The organism is Frondihabitans sp. 762G35 (genome assembly GCF_002074055.1).
Classification (GTDB): Bacteria; Actinomycetota; Actinomycetes; order Actinomycetales; family Microbacteriaceae; genus Frondihabitans.
Genome location: NZ_CP014619.1, coordinates 711,600 through 738,240, shown reverse-complemented (window position 1 = coordinate 738,240; position 26,641 = coordinate 711,600). Strand labels below are relative to the sequence as shown.

Annotated in this window: 27 protein-coding genes and 1 tRNA gene; 9 read left to right on the top strand and 19 right to left on the bottom strand. The window is 71.7% G+C overall.

The window, feature by feature from the left end; all coding sequences use genetic code 11:
- Positions 1–194: 194 nt before the first annotated feature.
- Positions 195–1,037: a MazG nucleotide pyrophosphohydrolase domain-containing protein gene (locus tag AS850_RS03725; protein WP_119867918.1), complete on the bottom strand. Its 843-nt coding sequence runs from the start codon at positions 1,035–1,037 to the stop codon at positions 195–197.
- 107 nt (positions 1,038–1,144) lie between these two features.
- Here AS850_RS03725 and nhaA point away from each other — a divergent pair, with 107 nt between their 5' ends.
- The gene (gene nhaA / locus AS850_RS03720) at positions 1,145–2,341 is read left to right on the top strand and encodes a Na+/H+ antiporter NhaA (RefSeq protein WP_119867917.1); all 1,197 of its coding nucleotides are present in this window, start codon (positions 1,145–1,147) and stop codon (positions 2,339–2,341) included.
- Between the two features lie 59 nt (positions 2,342–2,400).
- On the opposite strand, the gene mfd is transcribed toward nhaA, so the two are convergent.
- From mfd to AS850_RS03705, 3 genes are all read right to left on the bottom strand, one after another.
- A complete protein-coding gene (gene mfd / locus AS850_RS03715) occupies positions 2,401–6,015 on the bottom strand; it encodes a transcription-repair coupling factor (RefSeq protein WP_119867916.1) in 3,615 nt (1,204 codons plus the stop codon).
- Between the two features lie 69 nt (positions 6,016–6,084).
- Positions 6,085–6,675, bottom strand: coding sequence for an aminoacyl-tRNA hydrolase (pth, locus tag AS850_RS03710; protein ID WP_119867915.1), 591 nt, complete (start codon positions 6,673–6,675; stop codon positions 6,085–6,087).
- A gap of 36 nt (positions 6,676–6,711) precedes the next feature.
- On the bottom strand, positions 6,712–7,341 hold the full coding sequence (locus AS850_RS03705) for a 50S ribosomal protein L25/general stress protein Ctc (RefSeq protein ID WP_119867914.1): 630 nt from the start codon (positions 7,339–7,341) through the stop codon (positions 6,712–6,714).
- Between the two features lie 416 nt (positions 7,342–7,757).
- On the opposite strand from AS850_RS03705, the gene gndA reads away from it, so the two are divergent.
- Positions 7,758–9,161, top strand: coding sequence for an NADP-dependent phosphogluconate dehydrogenase (gndA, locus tag AS850_RS03700; protein ID WP_119870102.1), 1,404 nt, complete (start codon positions 7,758–7,760; stop codon positions 9,159–9,161).
- Between the two features lie 225 nt (positions 9,162–9,386).
- On the opposite strand, the gene AS850_RS03695 is transcribed toward gndA, so the two are convergent.
- From AS850_RS03695 to AS850_RS03670, 6 genes are all read right to left on the bottom strand, one after another.
- Positions 9,387–10,364, bottom strand: coding sequence for a ribose-phosphate diphosphokinase (locus AS850_RS03695; protein WP_119867913.1), 978 nt, complete (start codon positions 10,362–10,364; stop codon positions 9,387–9,389).
- A 24-nt stretch (positions 10,365–10,388) separates the two neighbouring features.
- Positions 10,389–11,834, bottom strand: coding sequence for a bifunctional UDP-N-acetylglucosamine diphosphorylase/glucosamine-1-phosphate N-acetyltransferase GlmU (gene glmU / locus AS850_RS03690; protein WP_119867912.1), 1,446 nt, complete (start codon positions 11,832–11,834; stop codon positions 10,389–10,391).
- 94 nt (positions 11,835–11,928) lie between these two features.
- Positions 11,929–12,225: a DUF4193 family protein gene (locus AS850_RS03685; RefSeq protein WP_119867911.1), complete on the bottom strand. Its 297-nt coding sequence runs from the start codon at positions 12,223–12,225 to the stop codon at positions 11,929–11,931.
- 85 nt (positions 12,226–12,310) lie between these two features.
- Positions 12,311–12,625, bottom strand: a complete 315-nt coding sequence (locus AS850_RS03680) for a hypothetical protein (RefSeq protein WP_119867910.1) — start codon at positions 12,623–12,625, stop codon at positions 12,311–12,313.
- 132 nt (positions 12,626–12,757) lie between these two features.
- Positions 12,758–12,829 (bottom strand) — tRNA-Gln (locus AS850_RS03675).
- A 97-nt stretch (positions 12,830–12,926) separates the two neighbouring features.
- Positions 12,927–13,220 carry a putative quinol monooxygenase gene (locus AS850_RS03670; RefSeq protein ID WP_119867909.1) on the bottom strand — a complete coding sequence of 98 codons (294 nt, stop codon included), beginning with the start codon at positions 13,218–13,220 and terminating at the stop codon, positions 12,927–12,929.
- 67 nt (positions 13,221–13,287) lie between these two features.
- On the opposite strand from AS850_RS03670, the gene AS850_RS03665 reads away from it, so the two are divergent.
- Positions 13,288–13,791, top strand: coding sequence for a MarR family winged helix-turn-helix transcriptional regulator (locus tag AS850_RS03665; protein ID WP_119867908.1), 504 nt, complete (start codon positions 13,288–13,290; stop codon positions 13,789–13,791).
- A 111-nt stretch (positions 13,792–13,902) separates the two neighbouring features.
- Here AS850_RS03665 and AS850_RS03660 read toward each other — a convergent pair whose 3' ends face one another.
- The 5 genes from AS850_RS03660 to AS850_RS03640 are packed head-to-tail and all read right to left on the bottom strand — an operon-like array spanning position 13,903 to position 18,510.
- Positions 13,903–15,720, bottom strand: coding sequence for an ABC-F family ATP-binding cassette domain-containing protein (locus AS850_RS03660; protein ID WP_119867907.1), 1,818 nt, complete (start codon positions 15,718–15,720; stop codon positions 13,903–13,905).
- Between the two features lie 17 nt (positions 15,721–15,737).
- Positions 15,738–16,187, bottom strand: coding sequence for a molybdenum cofactor biosynthesis protein MoaE (locus AS850_RS03655; RefSeq protein ID WP_173795172.1), 450 nt, complete (start codon positions 16,185–16,187; stop codon positions 15,738–15,740).
- Positions 16,180–16,704: a MogA/MoaB family molybdenum cofactor biosynthesis protein gene (locus tag AS850_RS03650; protein ID WP_119867906.1), complete on the bottom strand. Its 525-nt coding sequence runs from the start codon at positions 16,702–16,704 to the stop codon at positions 16,180–16,182. The genes AS850_RS03655 and AS850_RS03650 overlap by 8 nt, the downstream gene beginning before the upstream one ends.
- Complete coding sequence (gene moaC / locus AS850_RS03645) at positions 16,701–17,195, bottom strand: cyclic pyranopterin monophosphate synthase MoaC (protein ID WP_119867905.1); 495 nt, start codon at positions 17,193–17,195, stop codon at positions 16,701–16,703. Before moaC ends, AS850_RS03650 begins: the two co-directional genes overlap by 4 nt.
- Positions 17,188–18,510, bottom strand: a complete 1,323-nt coding sequence (locus AS850_RS03640; RefSeq protein ID WP_119867904.1) for a molybdopterin molybdotransferase MoeA — start codon at positions 18,508–18,510, stop codon at positions 17,188–17,190. The genes moaC and AS850_RS03640 overlap by 8 nt, the downstream gene beginning before the upstream one ends.
- 51 nt (positions 18,511–18,561) lie before the next feature.
- Here AS850_RS03640 and AS850_RS03635 point away from each other — a divergent pair, with 51 nt between their 5' ends.
- The 4 genes from AS850_RS03635 (at position 18,562) to AS850_RS03620 (ending at position 21,998) form a co-directional block, all read left to right on the top strand.
- Positions 18,562–19,440, top strand: coding sequence for an MTAP family purine nucleoside phosphorylase (locus AS850_RS03635; RefSeq protein WP_119867903.1), 879 nt, complete (start codon positions 18,562–18,564; stop codon positions 19,438–19,440).
- Positions 19,437–20,507: an NAD-dependent epimerase/dehydratase family protein gene (locus tag AS850_RS03630; protein WP_119867902.1), complete on the top strand. Its 1,071-nt coding sequence runs from the start codon at positions 19,437–19,439 to the stop codon at positions 20,505–20,507. The genes AS850_RS03635 and AS850_RS03630 overlap by 4 nt, the downstream gene beginning before the upstream one ends.
- 148 nt (positions 20,508–20,655) lie before the next feature.
- Positions 20,656–21,333, top strand: coding sequence for a glycosyltransferase family 2 protein (locus AS850_RS03625; RefSeq protein ID WP_119867901.1), 678 nt, complete (start codon positions 20,656–20,658; stop codon positions 21,331–21,333).
- Positions 21,330–21,998, top strand: coding sequence for a TIGR04282 family arsenosugar biosynthesis glycosyltransferase (locus tag AS850_RS03620; RefSeq protein ID WP_119867900.1), 669 nt, complete (start codon positions 21,330–21,332; stop codon positions 21,996–21,998). Before AS850_RS03625 ends, AS850_RS03620 begins: the two co-directional genes overlap by 4 nt.
- Before the next feature lie 32 nt (positions 21,999–22,030).
- Here AS850_RS03620 and AS850_RS03615 read toward each other — a convergent pair whose 3' ends face one another.
- Positions 22,031–23,173, bottom strand: coding sequence for a sensor histidine kinase (locus AS850_RS03615; RefSeq protein WP_119867899.1), 1,143 nt, complete (start codon positions 23,171–23,173; stop codon positions 22,031–22,033).
- Between the two features lie 2 nt (positions 23,174–23,175).
- Positions 23,176–23,964 (bottom strand): response regulator transcription factor, encoded by a 789-nt coding sequence (locus tag AS850_RS03610; protein WP_119867898.1) that lies wholly within the window; start codon positions 23,962–23,964, stop codon positions 23,176–23,178.
- A gap of 112 nt (positions 23,965–24,076) precedes the next feature.
- Between AS850_RS03610 and AS850_RS16910 the strand changes: the two genes are divergently transcribed.
- Both AS850_RS16910 and AS850_RS03605 read left to right on the top strand, forming a co-directional pair.
- Positions 24,077–24,205 (top strand): hypothetical protein, encoded by a 129-nt coding sequence (locus AS850_RS16910; RefSeq protein WP_257788668.1) that lies wholly within the window; start codon positions 24,077–24,079, stop codon positions 24,203–24,205.
- Positions 24,202–24,879, top strand: coding sequence for a class I SAM-dependent methyltransferase (locus AS850_RS03605; RefSeq protein WP_119867897.1), 678 nt, complete (start codon positions 24,202–24,204; stop codon positions 24,877–24,879). Before AS850_RS16910 ends, AS850_RS03605 begins: the two co-directional genes overlap by 4 nt.
- Here AS850_RS03605 and AS850_RS03600 read toward each other — a convergent pair.
- Entirely contained in the window at positions 24,825–25,274 is a 450-nt protein-coding gene (locus tag AS850_RS03600; protein ID WP_119867896.1) for a hypothetical protein, read from the bottom strand. The two genes, AS850_RS03605 and AS850_RS03600, sit on opposite strands and share 55 nt — an antisense overlap.
- A complete protein-coding gene (locus AS850_RS03595) occupies positions 25,274–26,572 on the bottom strand; it encodes a molybdopterin-dependent oxidoreductase (RefSeq protein ID WP_236940810.1) in 1,299 nt (432 codons plus the stop codon). Before AS850_RS03595 ends, AS850_RS03600 begins: the two co-directional genes overlap by 1 nt.
- Between the last annotated feature and the right edge of the window lie 69 nt (positions 26,573–26,641).

The following is a 26,641-nucleotide window of genomic DNA, read 5'->3' as shown; positions in this document are numbered from 1 at the left end:
GCTCTCGCCGACGTGGGGCGCCCTACGCAGCCCCGGCGAGCAACGATCACCATAACAGACGCTAGACAGCCGGTGACTCCCTGCTGAAATACCGTGAACGAACCTCTGACATTTTAGTTTGCCCTATAGTGGACGAGTCGCGCTGAACAAGCGCGACCGGTCGGGCTTGATCACCCGGCCGGGCGGGGTCCCCTCTATTCGGGTTGTGGGGTGCCCCGCCATTCACCCGACCGGTCGTCCTCGAACGGCGTCGTGTCCGCCATCCTCGTGCCGCCCCGCGCCGTATCCGGCTGTCTCGTGCCGCCCCGCGCCGTGTCCGCCTGTCTCGCGCCGCCACGCTCCTCCGCGCGCCACGCCTCCTCCCGCTCGCGGAGAGCGGCCCGGAGGGCCCGCTCGGCATCCCAGCCCTGCTCCGTGGCCCGGTCGACCTGGGCGAGGAGCAGCCGACCCCAGTCGAGCTCGGTCCGCGCCGACCCGGCGACCACGCCGGGAGCGTCACCGGCGTCGCCTCCCGGCCCGCAGGATCCTGCGGTCGCCTCGACCGCGTCGGCCCGCTCGGCAGCGTGCCCGGCCCGCGCCCTCCGCTCGGCGATCTTCTGCGCCCGGGCGAGTGCCGGCAGCCCCCGCGGCACCCCTTCGTAGGCGCTCGTGCGATCGGCCTTCTCGCGGGCCTTGGCGGCGGACCAGAGCCGCACGATGTCGTCCACGCCGTCGGCGTGATCGGCACCGAAGACGTGCGGGTGCCTCCGGCGGATCTTCTCGTCGACCTCGGCGGCGACGTCGGCGAGCCCGAAGCCCTCACCGGTGCGCTCGGCGATCCCGGCGTGGAGGACGACCTGGTAGAGGACGTCGCCGAGCTCCTCGCGGAGGTCGTCGGCGGTCCCCTCCTCGATGGCCTCGACGAGCTCGAACGCCTCCTCGACGAGGTACGTCACGAGGGTGCGGTGGGTCTGGGCCCGGTTCCACTCGCAGCCCGGCGGATCGAGCAGCCGATCGACGGTGGCCCGGAGGTCGGCCAAGGGATCGTTCGGTGTCATGCCGCTCCGCTCCGCCCGGCGGGATGCCGGACGTTCCACGATAGAATCAGACGAGGTGAGTCGGGAAGTCTGGTCGACATTCATTCAGCCGACCCCGATTGGACTCCATGAGCCTCCTCCGTTCCGAACGCGCCTCCGCCGGCCTCCTGCTCGGTGCCGCCGTCCTGGGCCTCCTGCTCGCCAACCTGCCGACGGGCCCCGGCCTCCTCGCTCTCAAAGACCACCACCTCGATCTGCCCGCGATCGGCCTGAACCTCTCCGTGGGGCACTGGATCTCCGACGGTCTCCTCGCGCTGTTCTTCTTCGTCGTCGCCGTCGACCTCAAGCACGAACTCGTGCGGGGCGATCTCAACTCGGTCTCGAAGGCCGTCGTGCCGGCGATCGCGGCGCTCGGCGGCGTCCTCGTGCCGGCGCTCCTGTTCGTCGCGTTCACCGCCGGCACGCCGTACACGAGCGGCTGGCCCGTGCCGACGGCGACCGACATCGCCTTCGCCCTGGGCGTGCTGGCCGTGTTCGGCACCGCCCTGCCCGGGCGCATCCGGGTCTTCCTCCTCGCCCTGGCCGTGCTCGACGACCTCATCGCGATCCTCATCATCGCCGTGTTCTTCACGCACGACAGCGATCTGACGTTCCTCGTGCTCGGCGTGGTCGCCGTGGCCGTGACCTTCGCGGCGGGCAAGCTGCTGGGACGTTCGACGGGTCTCCGCGGCGGCCTCGCGGTCGCCCTCGTCGTCGTCCTCGCCGTCGTCACGTGGTACCTCGTCTACCGATCGGGAGTCCACGCGACGATCGCCGCGGTCGCCGTCGGCCTCGTCCTCCCGCTCAAGCCGGCCCGCAAGGCGGTGCACGCGCTCGAGCCCGCGACAAACGGCTTCGTCCTGCCCCTCTTCGCGTTCGCCGCGGCCGCGGTCGCCGTGCCGAGCGTGGGCCTCGGCGAGCTGAGCCCGGTGTTCTGGGCCATCGTCGTGGCGCTGCCCGTGGGCAAGCTGATCGGCATCACGCTGGCCGGCGGCATCGCCACGCGCATCTTCCGGAACCCCGACCCGTCCCGGCGCAGCCAGGTGCTCAGCGTCCGCGAGCTCATCACCGTGGCCATGCTCGGCGGCATCGGCTTCACGGTGTCGCTCCTGATGAACGAGCTCGCCTTCGCGCGATCCCAGGAGATCGTCGACGAGGGCACGCTGGCCGTCCTCGTCGGCTCGGGCATCTCGCTCGTCATCGCTGCCGTGCTCGTGAGCGGCCTCAAGCGCAAGCAGACGAAGCTGCGGGCGGCCCGGCGCGCGGCGGAACTCGCCGCGCGCTGACGCCGGCCCCGCGCCGCCCCGGCGCCCGCGCTCAGGCCCGCGCCCGCGTCGCCGCGGTCTCAGCCCGCGGCCGCGCTCGAATCGGCCGCGGGCCGGGCGATCTCGCCGCCGTAGATGCCGCTGAGCAGCGACTCCACCCAGGCGATCAGCTCGTCGTCGGGCAGCGCCTCTCCGTGCTTCCGTGGCATCGGCACCGTGACCGACTTCGTCTGGGCGAAGTAGCGGGCACCCGGGAAGAGCCGCTGGAGCCGCAGCTGGACACTGTCGGGCAGCTCCTGCGCCGCGACCCGGACGTTGGATCCCATCGCCACGACCTCGCTGAGGCCGATCTTCTGGGCCATGCGCCGGAGGCGCGACACCTCGATCAGCGCGAGCACCTGCTGCGGCGGCTCGCCGTACCGGTCGGTGAGTTCCTCGAGGACGGAGTCGATCTGCTCGTCGTTCGACGTGGGCGACGACGCCGTGGACAGCTTCTGGTAGGCCTCGAGCCGGAGCCGCTCGCTCTCGACGTACTCCTCCGGGATGTGGGCGTCGACGGGCAGCTCGAGGCGCAACTCGGTCTGCCCCTCCGCCACCTCGCCGCGGAACGCGTTCACGGCCTCGCCGATCATCCGCAGATAGAGGTCGAAGCCGACTCCGGCGATGTGGCCGGACTGCTCGCCGCCGAGCAGGTTCCCGGCGCCGCGGATCTCCAGGTCTTTCAGGGCCACCTGCATCCCGGCGCCGAGCTCGTTGTTGGCGGCGATGGTCTCGAGGCGGTCCTGGGCGGTCTCGCTGAGAGGCTTGTCGGCGTCGTAGAGGAAGTACGCGTAGCCGCGTTCGCGCCCGCGACCGACGCGACCGCGGAGCTGGTGCAGCTGCGACAAACCGTAGCGGTCGGCGCGGTCGATGATGAGCGTGTTGGCGTTGGCGATGTCGAGGCCGGTCTCGATGATGGTCGTCGAGACGAGCACGTCGAACTTCCGCTCCCAGAAGTCGACCATGACCTGCTCCAGCGTCGACTCGGCCATCTGCCCGTGGGCGACGGCGATGCGCGCCTCGGGCACGAGCTCGGCCAGCTGCGCGGCGATCCGGTTGATCGAGGAGACGCGGTTGTGGACGAAGAAGATCTGCCCCTCGCGCAGCAGCTCGCGGCGGATGGCGGCGGCGATCTGCCGGTCGCTGTTGGGCCCGACGAACGTGAGGATCGGGTGGCGGTCCTCCGGCGGGGTCGCCAGCGTCGACATCTCGCGGATCCCGGTCACGGCCATCTCGAGGGTGCGCGGGATCGGCGTGGCGCTCATCGCGAGGATGTCGACGTTCGTCTTGAGCTTCTTGAGCTGGTCTTTGTGCTCGACGCCGAAGCGCTGCTCCTCGTCGATGATGACGAGCCCGAGGTCTTTGAAGACGAGGCCGTCGGTCAGGATGCGGTGGGTCCCGATCACGATGTCGACGGTGCCGTCCGCGAGCCCCGCGATGGTCTCCCGCGACTCCTTCGCCGTCTGGAACCGGCTCAGGGCGCGCAGGTGCACCGGGAACCCGGCGAAGCGCTCCGCGAACGTCTCCATGTGCTGCTTGGCGAGGAGCGTCGTCGGCACCAGCATCGCGACCTGCTTGCCGTCCTGCACCGCCTTGAAGGCGGCGCGGATGGCGACCTCGGTCTTGCCGTAGCCGACGTCGCCCGAGATGAGGCGGTCCATCGGGATGGGCCTCTCCATGTCGGCCTTGATCTCGTCGATCGTCGTCAGCTGGTCGGGCGTCTCCGCGAACGGGAACGCCTCCTCGAGCTCGCGCTGCCACGGGGTGTCGGGGCTGAACGCATAGCCGCGCGACGCCATACGCGCGGAGTAGAGCTTCACGAGCTCCACGGCGATGTCGCGGACGGCCCGGCGGGCCTTGCCCTTCGCCTGCGACCAGTCGCTGCCGCCCATCTTGCTGAGCTTCGGGGCCTCGCCGCCGACGTAGCGGCTGAGGAGGTCGAGCTGATCGGTGGGGACGTAGAGGCGATCGCCCGCCTGCCCGCGCTTCGACGGCGCGTACTCGAGGACGAGGTACTCGCGGCTGTGCTTCACGGCGTTCCTGCCGCCCGTCGAGACCTCGCGGCTCGTGAGCTCGAGGAACCGCCCGATCCCGTGCGTCGAGTGGACGACGATGTCGCCCGTCTTGAGCTGCAGGGGGTCGACGACGTTCTTGCGCCTCGAGGCGAGCTTCTTGACCTGCCGCGACTCGTAGCCGGCGGAACGGCCGAAGAAGTCGGCCTCGCCGAGCACGGCGATCTTCGCCTCGGGGATCTGGAACCCGGCCTCGATCCCGCCGGCGACGAGGTGGACGATGCCGGGTTCGAGCTCGGACGGGAGCGACTCCTCGAGCCTCGCCGCGACTCCGGCCTCGGCGAGGACGTCGCGGGCGCGCTCGACGAGACCGGCGCCGCGGGCGGTGACCACGATGCTCCAGCCGTCGCGCGCCAGCGCCGCCACGTGCTCGATGGCCCCCTCGGCGTTGCCGGAGAAGCTCGGCACGGTCTCGGCTTCGAGCCGGACGTAGTCGCCGGCCGCCTCGATCCTCTCCTCGTCGGTCAGCACGATCCCCGAGTCGAAGCCGCTGAGCGACCACCAGGTGCGGTCTCCCGCGTTGTCGCGGAGGTCGCGCGGGGTGAGGAAGTCGCCCGCGTCGAGGTCGATCGGCGCAGCGGCTCCTGCGGTCGCCGCGCTCCAGGCCGCCTCGAGGAACTCGCGGTTCGTCTCGGCGAGGCTCTTTGCGCGCGACACGACCCGCTCGGGAGAGAGCACGGCGATCGCGGCCGAGACCGGGAGGTAGTGGGTCAGCGGCACGAGGCGGTGGACGAGGGCGGGTGCGAGCGACTCCATCCCCTCGACCGGGATGCCCTGGCCGATCTTCTCGAGCATCTGCGAGAGGCTGGGGAACTCGTGCTGCATCTCGCGGGCGCGCTGCCGGACCGCCTCGGTCAGCAGCATCTCGCGGCTCGGCGGGAGCTCGACGGTCGTGATCGACGTCTCGAGGCTCCGCTGGTCGGCGACCGAGAACAGGCGGATCTGCTCGACCTCGTCGCCGAAGAAGTCGACGCGGACGGGGTGCTCCGACGTCGGCGGGAAGACGTCGAGGATGCCGCCGCGCACGGCGAACTCGCCGCGGCGCGTCACCATGTCGACGCGCGCGTAGGCCAGGTCGACGAGGTGCACGGCGATCCCGGAGAGGTCGTAGCCGCGCTCCCCCGTCGTCAGGACCACCGGCTCGATGTCGGCCAGGTTGTCGGAGATCGGCTGCAGCGCCGCGCGGACACCCGCGACGACGATCAGCGGCGTGACGCCCGCAGGATCCGCCTCCGCGGCCTTCGACCACGACGCCAGGCGCCGCAGCGCGTGGATGCGCTTGCCGACCGTCTCGGCGCTCGGGCTCAGCCGCTCGTGCGGCAGGGTCTCCCAGGCCGGGAACTCGATGATCTCGGCCCCCGGGAGGTAGCTCGACAGCGAGCCCCGGACGGCCTCGGACTCGCGGCCGGTGGCGGTGATGACGAGCATCGCCTGCGGGCCCTCACGCCGATCGAGGAGGCCCGCCAGGAGCGGGATGCGGAGGCCGTCGACGAGGGAGAAGTCGCTCGACCGGTTCGCCTGCGCCAGGGCAGCATCGAACGTGGAGGCGCGCGAAAGCGCAGGAATCAAGCCCTGGAGTATCACTCGCACGAGTGTACGCAGGGGGTCTGACATCGGGCCCTGCGGGGTCGGCCCGGGGCTCCTGCGGTCGCGCTAGACGGCGGTGTGGAACTTCAGCTGCGCCGCCGTGAGCCCGTCGACCGCGATCGCCTCGACGGCGTCGGCCGCCTCGTCGAGGAGGTTCGGCAGCGTCTTGCGCTCCGTCGACGAGAAGTCGTTCAGCACGAAGTCGGCGGCGGGCTGCCGGCCGGGCGGGCGGCCGATACCGACGCGCACCCGGGTGAAGTCGTTGGTGCCGCACGCGGCGATGATGTCGCGGAGCCCGTTGTGCCCCCCGTGCCCGCCGCCCTGCTTGAGCTTGAGAGTGTCGAAGGGGATGTCGAGCTCGTCGTGCACGACGACGAGACGCGACGCGTCGAGGTCGTAGTAGCGCAGGAGCGCCGCGACCGGCGGGCCGGAGACGTTCATGAACGTCGTCGGCTTCGCCAGGACGAGCCGAGGGCCGCCGGGAGCCGTGCGGCCCTCGGCGACCGTCGCCTGCGTCTTGTGGTTCTTGAAACCCGCGCGGAGGCGGTCCGCGAGGAGGGCCAGGACCATCTGGCCCACGTTGTGGCGGGTGGAGGCGTAGTCGGGCCCGGGATTACCGAGCCCGACCACGAGCCATCTGTTGTCGTCCAGTGCCATGCCCCTCGAGAACGCGCCCCCTGCGGAGAGGGAGTGCTACTCGGACTTCTCGTCGGAGTCGGCCGACTCGTCGTCGCCCTCCTCGGTCTCGTCGCCCTCGGCGCCCTCCTCGGGCTCCTCGACCTCGAGCTGCGGGACGGTGACGTTGACCACGAGCGACTCGGGGTCGGAGACGAGCTTCGCGCCGCGGGGCAGCTCGACGGCGCCGGCGAGGATCTGGGCGCCCTCTTCGAGGCCCTCGACCGACACGACGACGTTCTGCGGGATGTGCGTGGCCTCGACGTCGAGCGTCAGGGTGTTGGCCTCGAGGATGTGGATCGTGCCCGGGTAGGACTCGCCCTCGACGTGCACGGGGATCTCGACCTCGACGCGCTCGCCGGCGCGGACGACGACGAGGTCGATGTGCTCGATGATCTGGCGCACCGGGTCGCGCTGGATGTCCTTCACGAGGGCGAGCTGGTGCGTGCCCTCGATGTCGAGCTCGAGGACCGAGTTCGCACGACGCGTGATCAGCATCGTCTCGTGACCGGGCATCGAGACGTGCACGGGGTCGGTGCCGTGGCCGTAGATGACCGCGGGGATCTTGTCGGCGGCGCGGATCTTGCGCGCAGCGCCCTTGCCGAAGCTGGTGCGTCGTTCGACGGAAAGCTTGTTGTCGTCAGCCATGAGTGTCTCCTCCGGTGGGCGTGGCCCACACTTCTCGTGCGACCCCGGACAGGGTCTGTGTTTTCAACTCGAACGCAGTTGGTGAAACCGTGCGTGAGGAAAGCCAGGGAACGGCCTTTCGAAGGCATTCCGACCCGCCCACCGCGTCGATCACGGATGCCGTGCATCCCTCGCCGAAGTTCAGTGGTCGAGTCTACGGCACGATCCCGGGCGCGTCGAGCCGGGCATTCTCCGGTCCGAGCGCCGGGGGACGGCACCCGTGACGGACACAGCGTCATCCGCGGGCCGGGTGGCTAGATTGGCACTCACCAAGCGAAGGAGGCACCGTGGCCGAACACGGAAACGACAGCGCCGTCGGGAACGACGGCAAGGCAGACGCGGGCAAGGCCAACATCGGCGTGATCGGACTCGCGGTGATGGGTTCGAACCTGGCCAGGAACCTCGCGTCGCGCGAGGGCAACACGGTCGCGGTCTACAACCGCTCGCCGGAGCGCACCGACACGCTCCTGAAAGAGCACGGCGACGTCGGATTCATCGCCTCGAAGTCGATCGAGGACTTCGTCGCCTCGCTGTCGAAGCCGCGCACGGCGATCATCATGGTCCAGGCCGGCAAGGGCACCGACGCCGTGATCGACCAGCTCGCCGACCTCTTCGAGGAGGGCGACATCATCGTCGACGGCGGCAACGCCAACTTCCACGACACGATCCGCCGCGAGCACGCCCTCAAAGAGAAGAACCTCAACTTCGTCGGCACGGGGATCTCCGGCGGCGAGGAGGGAGCCCTCAAGGGTCCGTCGATCATGCCCGGAGGCTCGAAGGAGGCCTGGGCGACTCTCGGGCCGATCCTGAAGTCGATCGCGGCCGTCGCCGAGGGCGAGCCCTGCGTGACGCACATCGGCACCGACGGGGCCGGTCACTTCGTGAAGATGATCCACAACGGCATCGAGTACGCGGACATGCAGCTCATCGCCGAGTCGTACGACCTGCTGCGCCGCGTCGGCGGGCACGAGCCCGCTGCCATCGCCGAGGTGTTCCAGGAGTGGAACAAGGGCGCCCTCGAGTCGTACCTGATCGAGATCACCGCCGAGGTGCTCCAGCAGGTCGACGAGAAGACGGGCAAGCCGCTCGTCGACATCATCGTCGACGAGGCGGGGTCGAAGGGGACGGGCGTCTGGACGGTCCAGAACTCCGTCGGACTCGGAGTCCCCGTCGGCGGCATCGCCGAGGCCGTGTTCGCCCGGGCCGTCTCGTCCAAGCCGGACCAGCGCAAGGCCGTGCAGAAGGTCGTCACCTCCCGCCCCGAGATCCAGGAGCCGGGCGACGGCTTCGAGGACGACGTCCAGAAGGCGCTCTACGCCTCCAAGATCGTGGCCTACGCGCAGGGCTTCGACGCCATCATCGCCGGCGCGAAGGAGTACGACTGGGACATCGACAAGGGCGCGATCGCGAAGATCTGGCGCGGTGGCTGCATCATCCGGGCGCAGTTCCTGAACCGCATCGTCGACGCCTACGAGAAGGACGCCTCGATCGCGACCCTCCTCGAGGACGACTACTTCGCCAAGGCCATCGCCGACGGCGAGGAGGCGTGGCGTCGCATCGTGGCCAAGGCCGCGCTGTCGGGCATCCCCGTGCCCGGGTTCGCGTCCGCGCTGTCGTACTACGACTCGCTGGCGTCGGAGCGGCTCCCGGCCTCGCTGATCCAGGGGCAGCGCGACTTCTTCGGAGCGCACACCTACAAGCGGATCGACAGCGACAAGGTGTTCCACACGCTCTGGTCGGACGACCGCTCCGAGATCGAGACGGAGCCCTCGACCCACTGAGGCGAGTGCGCGAGCGCCCCGGGCCCGGTGCCCGGGGCGTTCGTGCGCGCGGGCGTGTCCCTGCGCCCCGACCCGAGACTCCACAACACGCCGCTCACTTTCGCGAGAACGCGCCAAACGTGGAGTCTCGCGGTGGCCCGCCGCAGCAGCACCTCCCGAGACTCCACGACACGCCGCTCACCTTCGCGGAAACGCGCCAATCGTGGAGCTTCGCGCCGCAGCGACCTAGGCCGCGCCGTCGAACATCGACGTGACCGACCCGTTGTCGAACACCTCGTGGATCGCGCGGGCGATGAGCGGCGCGATCGGCAGCACGGTGAGACTGTCGAACCTCTGGCTGTCGGTCAGCGGCAGGGTGTCGGTGACGACGACCGAGTCGATGAACTCGTTGCTGAGGATCTCGGGCGCAGGATCCGAGAAGACGGCGTGCGTGGCTGCCACGACGACCCCGAGTGCTCCTGCCTTCTTGAGGGCCTCTGCCGCCTTGGCGATGGTGCGCCCGGTGTCGATGAGGTCGTCGACGAGCAGGCAGACGCGCCCGCGGACCTCGCCCACGATCTCGTGGACGGACACCTCGTTCATCACGCGGGGGTCGCGGCGCTTGTGGATGATGGCGAGCGGAGCCCCGAGCTTCTCGCTCCAGATGTCGGCGACCTTGACGCGGCCCATGTCGGGCGAGACGACCGTGAGGGTCGACGGGTCGAGCTTCTCCTGGAAGTGCTTGAGCAGCACGGGCATCGCGAAGAGGTGGTCGACGGGGCCGTCGAAGAAGCCCTGGATCTGGGGGGCGTGGAGGTCGACGCTCATGATCCGGTGCGCGCCGGCCGCTTTGAAGAGGTCGGCGACGAGGCGGGCCGAGATCGGCTCGCGGCCGCGGCCCTTCTTGTCTTGCCGGGCGTAGGGGTAGTAGGGGGCGACGACGGTGATGCGCTTGGCCGAGGCGCGCTTGAGCGCGTCGACCATGATGAGCTGCTCCATGAGCCACTCGTTGATCGGCCGCGTGTGGGATTGGATCACGAACGCGTCGGAACCGCGGACGCTCTCGTCATAGCGGGCGTAGACCTCGCTGGAGGCGAAGGTCCGGGTGTCGGTGTGAGTGAGTTCGGTGCCCAGTTCGAGAGCGATCTCATCGGCGAGTCTCGGGTGAGCCCGACCCGTCACGAGGACGAGTCGATTTTCGCCGGTGATCTTGATTCCGGACACGTCACTCGCTCTCTGACCGTGAGGTCACTCTGTGCCTTGCGCTTCGGCCTCCTGAGAAGCCGCCGCGGCCTTCGCCGCAGCCGAGCCGGGACGCTTGGCCTCGACCCATCCGCCGATGGTTCGCTGTGGAGCGACGCTCAAGACCAGGGCTCCGGCCGGCACGTCTTTGCGCACGACCGCTCCCGCACCGGAGTGCGCTCCGTCGCCAATCCTAACGGGCGCGACGTAGACGTTGTGCGACCCCATCCGCACGTGCGACCCGATGACCGTGCGGTGCTTCTCGACGCCGTCGTAGTTGGCGGTGATGGAGCCCGCGCCGATGTTCGACTCGACTCCGATCTCGGTGTCGCCGATGTAGCTGAGGTGCGGGACCTTGCTGCCCTCGCCGATGACGGCGTTCTTCGTCTCGACGAACGCGCCGATCTTGCCCCGCTCGCCGAGGTCGGTGCCCGGGCGGAGGTACGACCACGGACCGACGGTGGCGCCGGCCCCGATGATCGCGAGCGTGGCGTCGGTGCGCTTGACCGTGGCTCCTGCCCCCACCTCGGTGTCGACGAGGGTCGTGTCGGGCCCGACGACGGCGCCGGTCTCGATGACGGTGGCGCCCCGGAGCTGCGTGCCCGGCAGGATCTCGACGTCGCGCGCGAGGCTGACGTCGCGGTCGATCCAGGTGGTGGCCGGGTCGACGATGGAGACGCCCTCGAGCTGCCAGTGGCGCACGATCCGGTCATTGAGGCGACGCGCCGCCGCGGCCAGCTGCACGCGGTCGTTGATCCCCTCGACCCGCCACGCCTCCTCGACGGTGCGCGCGGCGACGGTGCCGCCGTTGACGGTGACGAGGCCGATGACGTCGGTGAGGTACTTCTCGTTCTGGGCGTTCGCCGGAGTGACGAACGGGAGGTGCTGGCGGAGCGCCGCGACGCGGAACACGTAGGTGCCCGAGTTGATCTCGGTGACCTCGCGCTCGGCGTCGGTGGCGTCCTTCTGCTCGACGATGCGGTCGACGAGGTCGCCGCGGCGTCGGATGACACGGCCGTAGCCCGCAGGATCCGGGACCACGGCGCTCAGGAGGGTCGCCTCGGCCTCCTCCTCGCGGTGCTGCGCGATGAGGGCCGCGAGGGTGCCGTGGTCGACGAACGGGACGTCGGCGCTGACGACGACGACGTCGCCCGCGAAGTCGGCGGGGAGCGCCTCGACCGCCTGCTCGACCGCGCGGCCGGTACCGGGCACGTCGTCCTGGTCGACGAGCTGCGCGTGCGGGGCGACCTCGAGGACGCTGGCCGCGACCGTGTCGCGCTCGTGCCGGACGACGACGACGAGGTGCGCGGGTTCGAGCGCGCGGGCCGACTCGAGGACGTGGGCGATCAGCGGGAGGCCGGCCAGCCGGTGCAGGACCTTGGGGGTGGAGGACTTCATCCGGGTGCCCTGGCCTGCCGCCAGGACGACGACGGCGAGTGGGGTCTGGGGCATGCGGAGTCTCCTCGGAGTGCTGGGCGGAGTGCCGATCGAGGTGCGGATCAGCGCTTTCGAGCGTATCGCGTCGCCGCCGGGATGCCCGTGCGGGTCAGGCCGCGCACTCGATGCAGACCGGGCCGAGCTTCGACTCGTGGTCGAGCTGGATCCGCGGGCGCACGAGGAAGCACTCGACGCAGGTGAACTCGTTCTCCTGCATCGGGAGCACCACGACGTCGAGCGCCTCGTCGACGTCGGCGGCGTCGAGCTGGAAGCCGCCCGAGGCGTCGCCGTCGTCGAGATCGGCGACCAGGCCGGTGGCCTGCGGTCCGCGGGCCGCGAGCGACTGCACGGTGTCGTCGCCGTCACCGTCGGGGGCGTTCCGGGGGGCGTCGTAGTCCGCTGCCATGGTGATCTCCTGAAGTCGAGGTGGTGGTGCTCGCCGCCACTCTAGGTGGCGTCGCGTGGGCGACGGACCATGTTCGCCGACGGCTTCACGCGGTGCGGTGGCGCCGCTCGAATTCGGCGACCACGTCGGGCAGCTGCCCGGACGTCGTGAGCACACGGCGCGGCCTGCCGGGCGCGTCCTGAGCCTCCGGCGCGATGACCTCGCAGTGCTCCAACTTCCGCAGGAGCCGCTCCGCCACGTCGCTCTCGACGGCGAGGTGCCGGACGAAGAGGGTCTTCGAGGCCGTTCTCGTCGTCACCGCCAGCCGGGCGGCCCGGATGATGAGCTCCAGGTCGAGGCCGCGCTCGGAGTGCCCGGTCTGCTCGGCGTGCCCTGCGTGCTCGGGGGCGGGCGCAGCCACCCGATCGCTCCGGCTTAGAAGCCCGCGCAGTGTCGTCCCGATCCCCATGCTCCGAGAGTACGAGACGGAGGCGGTGGCCCGCTGCCCCCGTTCGGGACCGCGAGAGCCTCGCCGACCGGCGCGTCCTCCGCGCTCCGCCTCCAGGACTCGAACCTGGACCTAACAGCTCCAAAGGCTGTCGTGCTGCCATTACACCAAGGCGGATCGCGCACGGCGGCGCCGTTCCAGTCTGCCAGACGGGGAACGACCGGACCCCCGCGGGGCCGGCCCCGGGCATCCTGCGGTGCCGTGGCGCGAGCGGTCAGGCGACGGGTGTCAGCGGGTGGATCGCCGGAGCGACGGCGAGGGCCTCCCCCGCGGCGACGAGAGCCGCCTTCAGGTGCGGGGAGTCGACGTGAGCGTCGAGGTCGGCCTGCGAGCGCCAGCGCTCGACGGTGACGAAGACGGTGGGGTCGGCCTGCGAGACGGAGAGCGAGTAGGCGAGGCAGCCCTCCTCCGCCCGGGTCGGTGCGACCAGCGCTTCGAGGGCGGCTCGGACCGTCTCCTCCTGGCCGGGCTTGGCGGTGATGACGGCGACGACGTCGAGATCGGACACGATGCTCCTCGATTCCGGCGGGCGACGGTGCCCACCGCCTCGGAGCGTAGGCCGACATAATGGACGGATGCCCGAAGACGCCGCGCAGGACGAGGTCGACCGGATCGTCGCCGCGTGGAATCGCGAGCGTCCCGACCTCGACTTCACGCCCCTCCACGTGCTGTCGCGCGTCGGCCGGCTGGCGAAGCACCTCGATCGTGCGCGCAAGGCCGCCTTCACCGCGAGCGGCCTCGAGTCGTGGGAGTTCGACGTCCTGAGCGCGCTGCGGAGAGCAGGAGCCCCGTACCAGCTCTCCCCGAAGGCCCTCCTCACGCAGACCCTCGTCTCCAGCGGCACCATGACCAACCGCATCGACCGACTGGTGGAGCGCGAACTCGTGGAGCGGCGGACCGACCCGCGCGACGGCCGGGGCATCCTGGTCACGATGACCCGGCGGGGACGCACCACGGTCGACGTCGCCATCGCGAACCTCATCGAGGCGGAGCGCGACCTGCTCGGCGATCTGTCGGGCGTCGAGCGGGAGCAGTTGTCGGGGCTCCTGCGCTCCCTGTCGCTGCGCCTCGGCGCCTGAGGCGCTGGCGCCTGCCGCCGCGAGCCGCTAGACCCTCGCGCTCGGTCGCCGCACACCGCCTAGGACCACCGCCGCAGCCGAACACGAGGGTTCAGCGGACGGCGGCGGGCGCTAACCCTCGAGCTTCTCGCTCACGACGAGCCAGGCGGACTCGAGCTCCTCGGTGCGGGCCTCGACGGCCGCGACCTTCTTCTGGAGCTCGCCGAGGCCGGCGTAGTCGTTCTGATCGTGCGCGGCGAAGGTGTCGAGGAGCTCCTGCCGTTCGGCGGCGGCCTTCTGGATCCGCCGACCGAGCGAGGCCATCTCCTTCTCGGCGTTGCGCTTCTCGGCGCCCGACAGCCCCGACTTCTTGGCGGCCGCCGCGACGGAGGCGGAGGCGCCCTGAGTCGCGGTGGGGCGGTCGGTCGCCTCGCCGGCGCCGTCCGTCGCCTCCTTGCGGAGTGCGAGGTACTGGTCGACACCGCCGGGGAGGTGCCGCATGACCCCGTCGAGCACGGCGTACTGCATGTCGGTGACGCGCTCGAGCAGGTAGCGGTCGTGCGAGACGACGAGGAGCGTGCCCGGCCAGGTGTCGAGGAGGTCTTCCATCGCCGCGAGCATGTCGGTGTCGAGGTCGTTGGTGGGCTCGTCGAGGATGAGCACGTTGGGCTCGTCGAGCAGGATCAGCAGCAGCTGGAGCCGGCGCTTCTGGCCACCGCTCAGGTCTTTGACGGCGGTCTGGAGCTGCGGCGTCGTGAAGCCGAGGCGCTCGAGGAGCTGGCCGGGCGTCAATTCCTTTCCGCCGGAGACGTAGGAGGAGCGATAGCGCGAGACCACGGTGTTGACCCGCTCGTTCGCGAACTCGTGCAGGTCGGCCAGCTGCTGGTCGAGGACGGCGAACTTGACCGTCTTGCCCCGGGTGACCCGGCCTGTCGTCGGCAGCACGTCGCCCGTGACGAGCTTCAGCAGCGTCGACTTGCCCGCACCGTTGACGCCCAGGATGCCGGTGCGCTCGCCGGGGGCGATGCGCCACTCGATGTCGCGGAGGACGCTCCGCTCGCCGTAGGAGACGGACGCCTCGACCACGTCGACGACCTGCTTGCCGAGGCGCGAGGTGGCCATCTGGCTGAGAGCGACCTTGTCGCGCACCGGAGGCTCGTCGGCGATGAGGTTCTCGGCCGCCTCGATGCGGAACTTCGGCTTGGCCGTGCGGGCCGGGGCGCCGCGGCGGAGCCAGGCGAGCTCCTTCTTCATGAGGTTCTGGCGCTTCGCCTCCGAGACCAAGGCCGAGCGGTCGCGCTCGACGCGCTGCAGGACGTACGCCGCGTAGCCGCCCTCGAAGGGTTCGACGATGCCGTCGTGCACCTCCCAGGTGTCGGTGGAGACCTCGTCGAGGAACCACCGGTCGTGGGTGACGACGACGAGGGCGCCCTGGTTGGGCGACCAGCGGCGCTTGAGGTGCTGCGCGAGCCAGGCGACACCCTCGACGTCGAGGTGGTTGGTGGGCTCGTCGAGGAAGAGGACGTCCCACTCCCCCACGAGGAGCGCGGCGAGCGCCACCCGCCGGCGCTGCCCGCCCGAGAGGTCGCCGATCGTCGACTCCCAGGGGATGTCGGTGGCGAGGCCGGAGATGACGTCGCGGATCCGGCTGTCGCCCGCCCACTCGTGCTCCTCGCGGCCGCCGACGATGACATCGGAGACGATCGCGTCGAGCGGCAGGATGTCGCGCTGGTCGAGCACGCCCATCGTGATGCCGCGGCGCCGCGTGACGCGGCCGGAGTCGGGCTCGAGCCGCCCGGCGAGGAGCGACATCAGGGTCGACTTGCCGTCGCCGTTGCGCCCGACCACCCCGATCCGGGAGCCCTCGTCGATGCCGAGGGTGACTCCCTCGAAGATGACGCGGGTGGGGAATTCGAGGTGAAGCGCTTCAGCGCCGAGAAGATGGGCCACCCGTCAAGGGTACGGGGCTACGAGAGCGACGCGACCCACTCGGTGCTGCCGTCGGTGAAGTCCTGCTTCTTCCAGATCGGGACGCGCTCCTTGACGCGGTCGACCAGGGCGCCGCAGGCGGCGAACGCCTCCGCGCGGTGAGCGCTCGCGACGGCGCAGGCGAGCGCCACGTCGCCGATGCCGAGCGGGCCCGAGCGGTGCTCGACCGCGATCGCGACCGCAGGATGCTCGTGCGCGATCTCGACGGCCACCTCGCGCAGCACCGCCGTCGCCGACGGGTGCGCCTCGTACTCGAGCGCCTCGACGCCCCGACCGTCGTCGTGGTCGCGGACCACGCCCTCGAACGTCACGACGGCTCCCGCCGACGCGCTGCTCACGAGGTCGGCGCAGTGCGCCACCGACAGCTCGTCGAGCATGACGCGGGCCAGCAGGATGCGGGACTCGGCGTTCTCGCGCGGGTCAGCCATGCTGCCCGCCCCGCGCACTGTGACCGCGCCCGCCGACGATCTGTTCGAGGAGGTGGTCGACGACCTCCCCGAGGAGCTCGAGACCGTCGCGGACGCCACCCGGCGAACCGGGCAGGTTGACCACGAGGCTCCGGCCCGCGACGCCGACGACGCCGCGGCTGAGGAGGGCGGTGACGACGTGGCGGGAGCCGCGGCGGCGGAGCTCCTCCTCCACGCCGAGGAGGCGCTTGTCGATGAGCGGCAGGGTGACCTCGGGCGTCGCGTCGGTCGGCGACACCCCGGTGCCGCCGGTGGTGACGATCAGCGAGACGCCCTGGGCGATGCCGGCGACGAGGGCCCGCCCGACCGGTTCGCCGTCGGCCACGACGACGGTCTCGTCCACGGCGAAGCCGCGCTCGGTGAGCCACTCCGCGATCACGGGGCCGGTGTCGTCGGAGGCGTTGCCGAGCGACGCGGAGGTCGAGGCCACGACCACGAGGGCCGTGCGCGGGTGGGGACGGAGTTCGGTGTCGGTCATCGCGACCAGTCTCCGCTCTTCCCGCCGCTCTTCTCGAGCACCTGGACGGCCTCGATGACGGCCAGCTTGTCGACCGCCTTGATCATGTCGTAGAGGGTGAGCGCGGCGACGGTGGCGGCCGTCAGGGCCTCCATCTCGACCCCGGTCACACCCCGGGTGGACACGGTCGCCGTGACGCGCACCGACTCGGGCGCGGTCTCGAAGTCGACCGTGACCGACCCGATGGGCAGCGGGTGGCAGAGCGGAATGAGCGTCGAGGTCTGCTTCGCGGCCATGATGCCGGCGATGCGGGCGGTGCCGAGCGCCTCGCCCTTGGGGAGCGTGCCGTCGGCGATGCGCGAGACGACGTCGGCCCGAGTGCGGAGCACGGCCTGGGCCGTAGCGGTGCGCGTGGTCTCGGCCTTGCCGGTCACGTCGACCATGTGGGCGCTGCCGTCGGAGCGGAGGTGGGTGAGGTCGCCCGAGGCGGCGACCGGATCGAGGTCAGTCATCGAGGGGCCACACTACGACCTCATCGCCGGGTTCGACCCGCGAGGTGCCGACGGGGATGCCGACGAGCACCGTGGACCGCGCGTAGGCGTGCAGGAGGTGCGAACTCGCACCGCCGACGAAGTGCACGAGGCCCGAGTCGTCGAGCCGCCCACGACGCACCTGGTGTTTTCCCGCCGGCGAATCGGCGCCCTCCGCGAGCGTCGCGGTGGCGTCGCGCCGCGGTGACCGCCCGCAGGAGGCCCGGAGCAACGGACCCCGGAGGAACGCCTCGAACGACACCAGCGCCGACACCGGGTTGCCCGGGAAGCACACGACCGCGACGCGTCGCCCCCCGTCGAGATCCAGCTCGCCCCACCCCTGCGGACCGCCGGGCTGCATCGCGACCGACCCGAACTCGACGCCCCGGGGAGCGAACGTCTCGCGCACGACCTCGTAGGCGCCGGCGCTCACGCCGCCCGTGGTGACGACGAGGTCGGGGGCGGGCGCGTCGCCGGAGGCACTGGGAGCACCGCCGGAGGCGCCGGGAGCACGGCCGGACACGCCGAGACCGTGCTCGCGGAGCACGTCGAGGAGGTGCGCTGCGTCGTCGGGGGCCCGGGCGAGGTCGACCGTGGCTCCGGCGCTCGTGAGGAGGGACGCGAGCATGATCGCGTTCGCGTCGTGGATGGAGCCGGGGACGAGCTCGCCGCCGTCGGCCAGCTCGGACCCCGTGGAGACGACGAGGACTCGGGGCCGTGCGGCGACCCCGACCTCGCCCACGCCCGACGCCGCGAGGATGCCGAAGTGGGCCGCTCGGAGCACCGTGCCGGCGGGCAGCAGCAGGTCGCCGGCACGGACGTCGGACCCGACCGTGCGCACGAAGGCACCGGAGTCGACCGCCGCCGGGAGGACGACCGTCTGCCCCGCCGACTCACCGAGGAAGCGGGGTGGATCGGCCTGCTCGATGGGGATCACCGCGTCGGCCCCCCGCGGGATCGGCGCTCCCGTCATGATGGGCGCCGCTGTGCCCGGACCGAGATCGGCGGGGAGGGTGCCCGCCGGGATGCGCGTGCCGACAGCGAGAACGGCGCTGCCGGCGGCGCTCGACGCGGCGAGCTCCGACGAGTCGACCGCGTAGCCGTCCATCTGCGAGTTGTCGAAGGGCGGGAGATCGAGGGGTGCCAGGACGTCGGCGAGCAGGAGGCGGTCGCGGTACCTCTCGGGCGAGCGCGCCATCGCGCTCGCGTCGACGGGAAGGACCTCGGGTGCTCGCCCGGCGAGAGCGGTCGTCACCAGCGCGTCGATCGCCGCCGCATGCTCCTCGATCGTTCGCACTCGCGCCCCTTTCCCATCTTCCGGCCGTCTCGTCCCAGTAGTCTCGCATTCATGGCGCCGACCCCTCCGGACTTATCCACAGCCCCTTCAGAACGGGTCGACGTCGCCGTGATCGGCGGCTCCGGCCTCTACTCGCTCTTCGAGGAGGGCGCCGCCGAGACGCTCCACGTCGACACCCCGTACGGGCCCACCTCGAGCCCCGTCACGATCGGCGAGCTGGGCGGGAAGCGCGTGGCGTTCCTCACGCGTCACGGCAGCGACCACTCCGTGGCCCCCCACCTCATCGGCTACCGCGCGAACATCTGGGCGCTCGCCTCGCTCGGCGCGAAGGCCATCGTGTCGTCGTCCGCCGTCGGCGGCGTCCACCCGGACTACCCGCCGGGGACCCTCGTGGTCACCGACCAGTTCATCGACCGCACCTGGGGCCGGCGCGACACGTTCTTCGACGAGGGCTCCGTGCAGCACCTGGCGGCCGCCGACCCGTTCGACCCGGTGCTCCGGCAGGCGGCCATCGAGGCCCTCGCCAAGGAGCTCGGCGACTTCGCCCCGACGGGCACCTGCGTCGTCGTCCAGGGGCCGCGGTTCTCCACGCGCGCCGAGTCGGTCTGGTACCGCCAGGCCGGAGCGCACACGGTCAACATGACGATGGTCCCCGAGGTGCCGCTCGCCGCCGAGCTCAACATCGGCACGGTGAACCTCTCGTTCGTCACCGACAGCGACGCCGGGCTGGCACCCGAGGAGGGCAGCGACGACGACACGGTCAGCGCGGAGCTCGTCTTCACGCGCCTGGCCGAGGCCCAGCCGCTGATCGTGAAGGCGATCGAGCGCATCCTGCAGGCCCTTCCCGACGACTTCGAGCCGAGGGCGCTGATCCCCGCCGAGGCCGTGGCCGAGGTGCTCGCCCGCCCCGTCTCGGGCGCGACCGCGTGAGCGAGGCGGCCCCGCCCCTCCTGCTCGTCACGGGCGGAGCCGGCTTCATCGGCGGCGAGATCGTGACGGGTGCCCTCGACCGGGGCTGGGCCGTGCGCGTCATCGACGACCTCCGACCCGACGTGCACGGCGGCGAGCCGTCGTTCGACGAGCGGGTCGACTTCCTGCGGGCCGACGTCCGCGACGCCGACGCGCTCGACGACGCCCTCCGCGGGGTCGCCGCCGTCTGCCACCAGGCCGCGAAGGTGGGGCTCGGCGTCGACTTCCAGGACGCCCCCGACTACGTCTCCTCGAACGACCTCGGCACCGCCACGGTGCTCGCCGCGATGGCGCGCGCAGGAGTCGACCGCCTCGTCGTCGCGTCGTCGATGGTCGTGTACGGCGAGGGCGCGTATCGCGGTCCGAAGGGCCTCGAACGCCCCGCCCCCCGGCGCATCGCCGACCTCGACGCGGGCGTCTTCGATCCGCGCGACGCCGACGGCGAGCTCCTCCGCCCGGAGCTCATCGCGGAGGACGCCCCGCTCGATCCCCGCAACGTCTACGCCATCACGAAGCTCACGCAGGAGCACCTCGCGACCTCGTGGGCCAGGAGCACGGGCGGCCGCGCCGCCGCCCTCCGCTACCACAACGTCTACGGCCCCGGCATGCCGCAGAACACGCCCTACGCCGGCGTCGCCTCGCTCTTCCGCTCGGCCCTCGAGCGTGGCGAGGCCCCGCGCGTCTACGAGGACGGCCGGCAGCGGCGCGACTTCGTCCACGTCCGCGACGTGGCCTCCGCCAATCTCGCGGCGCTCGACTGGACCGCATCGCAGGAGCCGGACACGTTCCGCGCGTTCAACGTCGGCAGCGGCTCCGTGCACACGATCGGCGAGATGGCGGAGGCGCTGGCCCGGCACGCGGGCGGCCCGGCTCCCGTCGTGACGGGCGACTACCGGGCGGGCGACGTCCGTCACATCACGGCCTCGTCGGAGCGACTCCGGCGGGAGCTCCACTGGGAGCCCGGCGTGTCCTTCGAGGACGGGATGCGCGAATTCGCGACCGCCCCCCTGCGCGCCGCCGTCCGCTGAGCGCCGCACCCCGTCCCCCGCGGCCTCCGCTCCGAACCAGGGGTGCGGCGCCACCCGGCTGCCCCCACGAACCGGAGCAGCCATGCCGACCGTCCGACCGCGACCCGCTCGCCCGCTCCTCTCAGGTGCTCCTTCGTATTCTCGGAGGATGACCACAGCGACCGTCGACGTCGTGCTGCCCTGCCTGAACGAGGAGCGCGCCCTCCCCTGGATCCTCTCCCGGCTCCCCGAGGGCTACCGCGCCATCGTCGTCGACAACGGATCGACCGACCGCTCGGCCGAGGTCGCCCGCTCGCTCGGCGCGACGGTCGTTCAGGAGTCGCGGCGCGGCTTCGGCGCCGCCGCCCACGCGGGCCTCGTGGCGGCCACGGCCCCCGTGGTGACGTTCTGCGACGCCGACGCCTCCATGAACCCCGCCGACCTGCCCGCGCTCGTGGCCCCGATCCTCGCGGGCGAGGCCGATCTCACGCTCGGCCGTCGCCGTCCGACGACGCGCGGCGCCTGGCCGCTGCACGCCCGGATCGCGAACCTCGTGCTCGCGAGACTGATGCGTCGGGCGTCCGGCGTCGCCCTCCACGACCTGGGGCCGATGCGCGCCGCCCGCCGCGAGGCGCTGCTCGCCCTCGACCTCCGCGACCGCCGGAGCGGTTACCCGCTCGAGATGGTCCTCCGTGCCAGCGAGGCGGGCTGGCGCATCCGGGAGCTCGACGCGCCCTACGCGCCCCGAGTCGGCCGGAGCAAGGTCACCGGCACCATCCGCGGGACGGCCCGCGCCGTCCACGACATGTCCGCGCTGCTGCGAGACGCGAAAGGACCGCGCCGATGACCACCCTCGTCGTGATCGCCAAGGAGTGCCTGCCCGGCAAGGTGAAGACGCGCCTCCACCCGCCCCTCAGTCTGGAGGAGGCCGCCCGGGTCGCGAGCGCCGCTCTCGCCGACACCCTGGCCGTCGCGTCCGCGCTGCCGGCGACCCGGCGCATCCTGCTGTTCGACGGTGTCGTGCCGCCGCAGGAGGCCCGGGGCTACGAGATCCTGCCCCAGGTGCAGGGCGGCCTCGACGCCCGCCTCGGGGCGATGTTCGACGTCGTGACGGGTCCCACCGTCCTCGTCGGGATGGACACCCCGCAGCTCACCGTCGCCGACCTCGCCCCCGTCTTCGACGGCTGGACGAGCGACGTCGACGCGTGGTTCGGCCCCGCGAACGACGGCGGCTTCTGGGCGCTTGCGCTCCGGGAGCCCCGGGGCGACCTCCTCCGCGGAGTCCCGATGTCGCAGGACGACACGGGTGCGCACCAGCTGGCCCGCCTCGCCGAAGCCGGCCTGCGCGTCGGCATGCTGCCCGAGCTCGTCGACGTCGACACGATCGACGACGCCCTCGACGTGGCCGCCGTCGCGCCGCGCAGTCGTTTCGCCCGGGCCCTGGCCTCGACCGAGGCCCTGCGCGGCACCCACGCCCTCCAGGCGAGCGGGAGCGACGCCGTCCGCGAGTAGCGGCGGCTCCTCTGCCGCGGGCGGCTCCCCCGTCAGGACCGCGGCAGCGCCACGTCGAACCGGCAGCCGCCGTCGACGTTGCGGACCGAGACGTGGCCGCGGTGAGCCTCGACGATGCCCTGCACGATCGCGAGGCCGAGACCCGCGCCTCCTGCCGAGCCGTCGGCGAGCGGTGTCCGGGCCTCACCGGCCCGCCACCCCGGCTCGAAGACGCGGGCGAGATCGGTCTCGAGGATGCCGCCCGCGCTGTCCGCGACGGAGAGCAGCACGAGGTCGCCGGGGGCCGCCTCGGCCGAGAGCGTGATCTCGCTGCCGGGTGGCGACAGGCGGATGCTGTTCATCGCGAGGTTGGCGACGGCGCGCGCCAGCTCGTCGGGATCGGCCACGATCGTCTCGTCGGCGACGTCCCGCGCCACGAGGTGGACGCCGCGAGCGGTCGCGATGGGCCCGAGCTCCACCACGAGGTCGTCGACGAGGTCGGAGACACGGACCCGCCGGAGCGTCAGGCGCAGGTTGCCCGAGTGGATCGTGCTCAGCTGGAAGAGGTCGTCGATCATGCCGCCCAGCCGGTCGACCTGCGCGCGCATCTGCCGGTGATACCGGTCGGGGTCGTCGACGAGGCCGTCCTCCAGCGCCTCGGCCATGGCGCGGAGCCCGGCCAGCGGCGTCCGGAGGTCGTGCGAGATCCAGGCGACCAGCTCGCGCCGGGCCGTCTCGGTGCGGGCCTCCCGCTCGCGCGAGAGGGCGAGGCGCTCGTCGGAGGCGGCGAGCTCGCGGGCCAGGGTCGCGAACTCGTTGGCGACGTGCCGCTCGGGAGCGAGGGGCGCAGGATGCCCGGAACTCTCCTCCCCGACCCGCCGGGCGCGGGCGATCAGCAGCCGGCTGTTGCCGACGAGGCTCCGCCCGAGCAGCAGCGCGAGGACGACGGACACGGCGCCCGACGAGAGGGCCAGCCAGAGGAACACCTCGAGATCGTGCGACGAGACGTACATGAACTCCGCCGCGAGCAGCATGCCGCCGATGAGCGACACGACGGCGGCGACCGCGACGGCCGCGACCTGCACCACGAGCGACGCCCGACTGAGCAGCTTGAGGGCGACGAGGGCCAGCGCGCCGACGACGAGCGCCGTGCCGAGGGCGAGCAGGGAGACGACGAGGTAGTCGGCGGGAGCCACGCTCACTCCTCCCCGGACGAGGCCGTGAAGCGGTACCCGACGCCCCACACGGTGTGGAGGTGCCGCGGCGCCGCGGGATCCGGCTCGATCTTCTCGCGGAGGCGTCGCACGTGGACCGTCACGGTCGACAGGTCGCCGAACTCCCAGCCCCAGACGCCCCGGAGGAGCTCCTCGCGCGTGAAGACCCGGTCGGGATGGCGGACGAGGAAGGCGAGCAGGTCGAACTCGCGGACGGTCAGTGACAGAGGCGCGCCCGATCGGGCCAGGGTGCGCTGGGCGGCGTCGAGGCGGAAGGCCCCCACGGTGAGCACGGCCTCCGGCTCGAACGGGGCCGCGGCCGTGCGGCGCAGCACGGCGTCGACGCGGAGCATCAGCTCGCGCGGCGAGAAGGGTTTGACGAGGTAGTCGTCGGCGCCGGCCTCGAGGCCGCCGATGCGGTCGTGCTCCTGACCGAGCGCCGTGAGCATGATCACCGGCACGTCGGCCACGGCGCGGATCCGCCGGCACGCCTCCAGGCCGTCGATCCCGGGCAGCATGCGGTCGAGCAGGACCAGGTCGGGGCGGGACGCCGCCACCCGCGCCACGGCGGTGAGCCCGTCGGCCACGGCCTCGGCGGCGTGGCCGTGCCTCACGAGGTAGCTCACGACGACCTCGCGGACGATCGGGTCGTCCTCCACGACCAGGACCCTCCGGGGGGCGTCGGCCCCGGCGCGCGGCACGGGGACGGCGCGCGGCACCGGGACGGCCGCCGGCGCGACGGCGGGCGCGCGGGACACGTCCTGAGGAGGCATGCCCCCATCATGGAGCGCTTCGGCTCGGCGGCGACCGGGAATCCGCGAGACGTTCCCGTTTCGTAAGGTCCGCGGCGAACACGATGCGCCGCCGACACATACTGTCGAGGGCATGCACGTGATCGCGCCCGCCCGGGGCAACCGCACCACCCTCCGCTCCGAACAGAGTGATGTGATCCCTCCGAGCCTCCGCACCGCCGACCGCCTCAGCGACCGCCCCCTCGACGGGCGGTCGTCGTGAGCATCGCGGCCGATCGCGCCGCGACCTTCGGCTCGGGTGGCTCGGAACCCTACGCGCACGCTCTCCGACGCGAGGGCCGGCTCACGCTGGTCCGCGACGACGCCGAGGGTGCGGAGCGCGGACGCTACGACCTCGGTCGCTGGATGGCCGCGGCCGACGACGTCGATCGCGCCCTTCTGGCCGGAGAATCGGGCCCCGTGCTCGACATCGGCTGCGGCCCGGGCCGGATGGTCGAGGCCGCCGTCGAGCAGGGTTTCGTCACGCTCGGTGTGGACGTCTCCCGCGCCGCCGTCAAGGTCGCCCGTCGGGCGGGACTCCCCGTTCTGGCGCACAGCGTCTTCGAGCGCCTGCCGCGCGAGGGCCACTGGGGCACGGCGCTCCTCCTCGACGGCAACATCGGGATCGGCGGCGACCCGTTCGCGCTGCTCCTGCGCTGCCACGAACTCCTCGGTCGCCGGGGCACGCTCATCGTCGAGGTCCAGCCCGACGACGACGTCGACGACACGTTCTCGGCCACCGTGGTCGACGACCATGGCCGCGCCAGCGAGGCGTTCCCGTGGGCCGAGGTCGGCAGCGTCGCCCTCGTGCGTCACGCGGAGGCCGCGGGCTTCGCGCTCGATCAGACCTGGCGGGTCGACGGCCGCGCCTTCTGCCGGCTGCTCCGCCGCAGGTAGACCGTCACGACGAGGGCGGTGATCACGACGATCGCCGCCCAAAGCACGACGAGCCGCGACGCGTAGTCGAATGGCAGGACCGTGTCGTTGTTCGGGACCTTGGCCTTCCGGATGATCTCCGGCACGACCACCAGCGTGAAGACGCTGCCCACGACGACGGCGCCCTGGACGATCGCGATGACGGCCGGCGGGATCCTCCGTCCGACCCGGCGCATGGCGATGCTGATCGCCACGACAGCGGGCGCGATGATCGCGTCGTGGATGATGACGGCGCCGATGAGCCAGGTCGCGAGACCCCAGATGCTCTTCGGTCGGACGGTGTCGACCATCACCCAGGCGCCGAACACGATGCCGAGGGCTCCGACGGTCACGAACACGATGCGGGTCGCGCGCATCAGATCACCTCCAGTGTGCTGAGCCACTTCGTCTGCAGGACGCCGGGGCGCCCGGGCGCGATCATCCGCGCCGGATATCCGTGGTCGATCGAGAGCCGCTCCCCGTTGAGGTGCAGAGCGACGAGGGTCGCAGGATCGCGGACGTACTCCGAGCCCATCGTGGTCACGCGGTAGCCGCCGCGCTTCTCGAGGCTCGTGATCTTAAGGGCCGAGTCGGATCCCGCTCCGACGGCGTCGGCGAGGTCGACCAGGCGGACGCCCTTCCAGGTCGCCATCTGGCTCCAGCCCTCGACGCAGGCGATCGGGAGGTCGACCTGCGTCTGCGGCAGGGCCTCGAGCTCGGCGAGGGTGAAGGTGCGCTTCGTGGACCCGTTCGAGACGGTCAGGGCCCAGGCCGGATCGACGGCCGTGTCGAGCACCTGCGCGGCCTTCGCCGTCCGGTTGATCGGCAGGTCGTTCGGGCCGATGCCGCGCTTCCGCGGGGCGAACGCGTTGACCGGGTCGAGGGCGCGGAACGACTGCCCACCCGTGAGGACGAGGAGGGCGGCGGCCGTGACGCCGATCGCGCCGAAGAAGCCGCGCCTGGAGGACTTCACGTCGACCTCGGGGGTGCGGTCGATCCAGGCGCCGATGCGGCCCACGACGCCGCGCGCGGGGGCGGCGTTCTCGACCGTCACCGGGACACGAGCGGGAGCATCGGCGGAGTCGCCGGCCGGAGCCTCCGCAGGAGCCGCATCCCCCTCGAGGAAGCGGCCCTCGGCGTCGTAGCTGTCGCGCTTCCGCCAGTAGCGGGCGATGATCGGCAGCTTCACGCCGATGTGGACGATGAGCGACCCGATGATGACGTAGGAGAGCGCGTAGTGCACCTGCTTGAACGGGAACGGCCACGGGTAGTACTGGAACGTGTTGAGCAGGCCCGTGAAGATCTGCACCAGCGAGGAGGCCACGAAGATCGCGATGGACGCGCGCTCGAAGAACTCGGGCACGCTCTTGATCGGCGGGAAGGTGAACAGCTGGGGGTAGACGGCGTAGAGCTTCGCGAAGAGGAGCGGGAAGCACAGGATGCCCGCGGTGATGTGGACGCCCTGGGTCACCTGGTAGAGCGCGACGGGGCGGGTCGGGAACCGCATCCAGGCCAGCGGCTCCTGCAGGAAGTGGCTGTAGAGCCCCGTGCCGAGGCAGACGACGAAGGCCAGGCCTAGGAGTCGCCCGATCACGACGGCCGTCCTCGCGTTGCGGTTCGGCGACGTCACGCCGCGCCGAAGACCGTAGAGCAGTTCTCGCATGCTGAATCTCACCACGGATCCTCCCTCCCGAGAGCGGTTTCCGCCTCCGGGGGGAGGAGATGTCACCGATGTGTAAGGAGT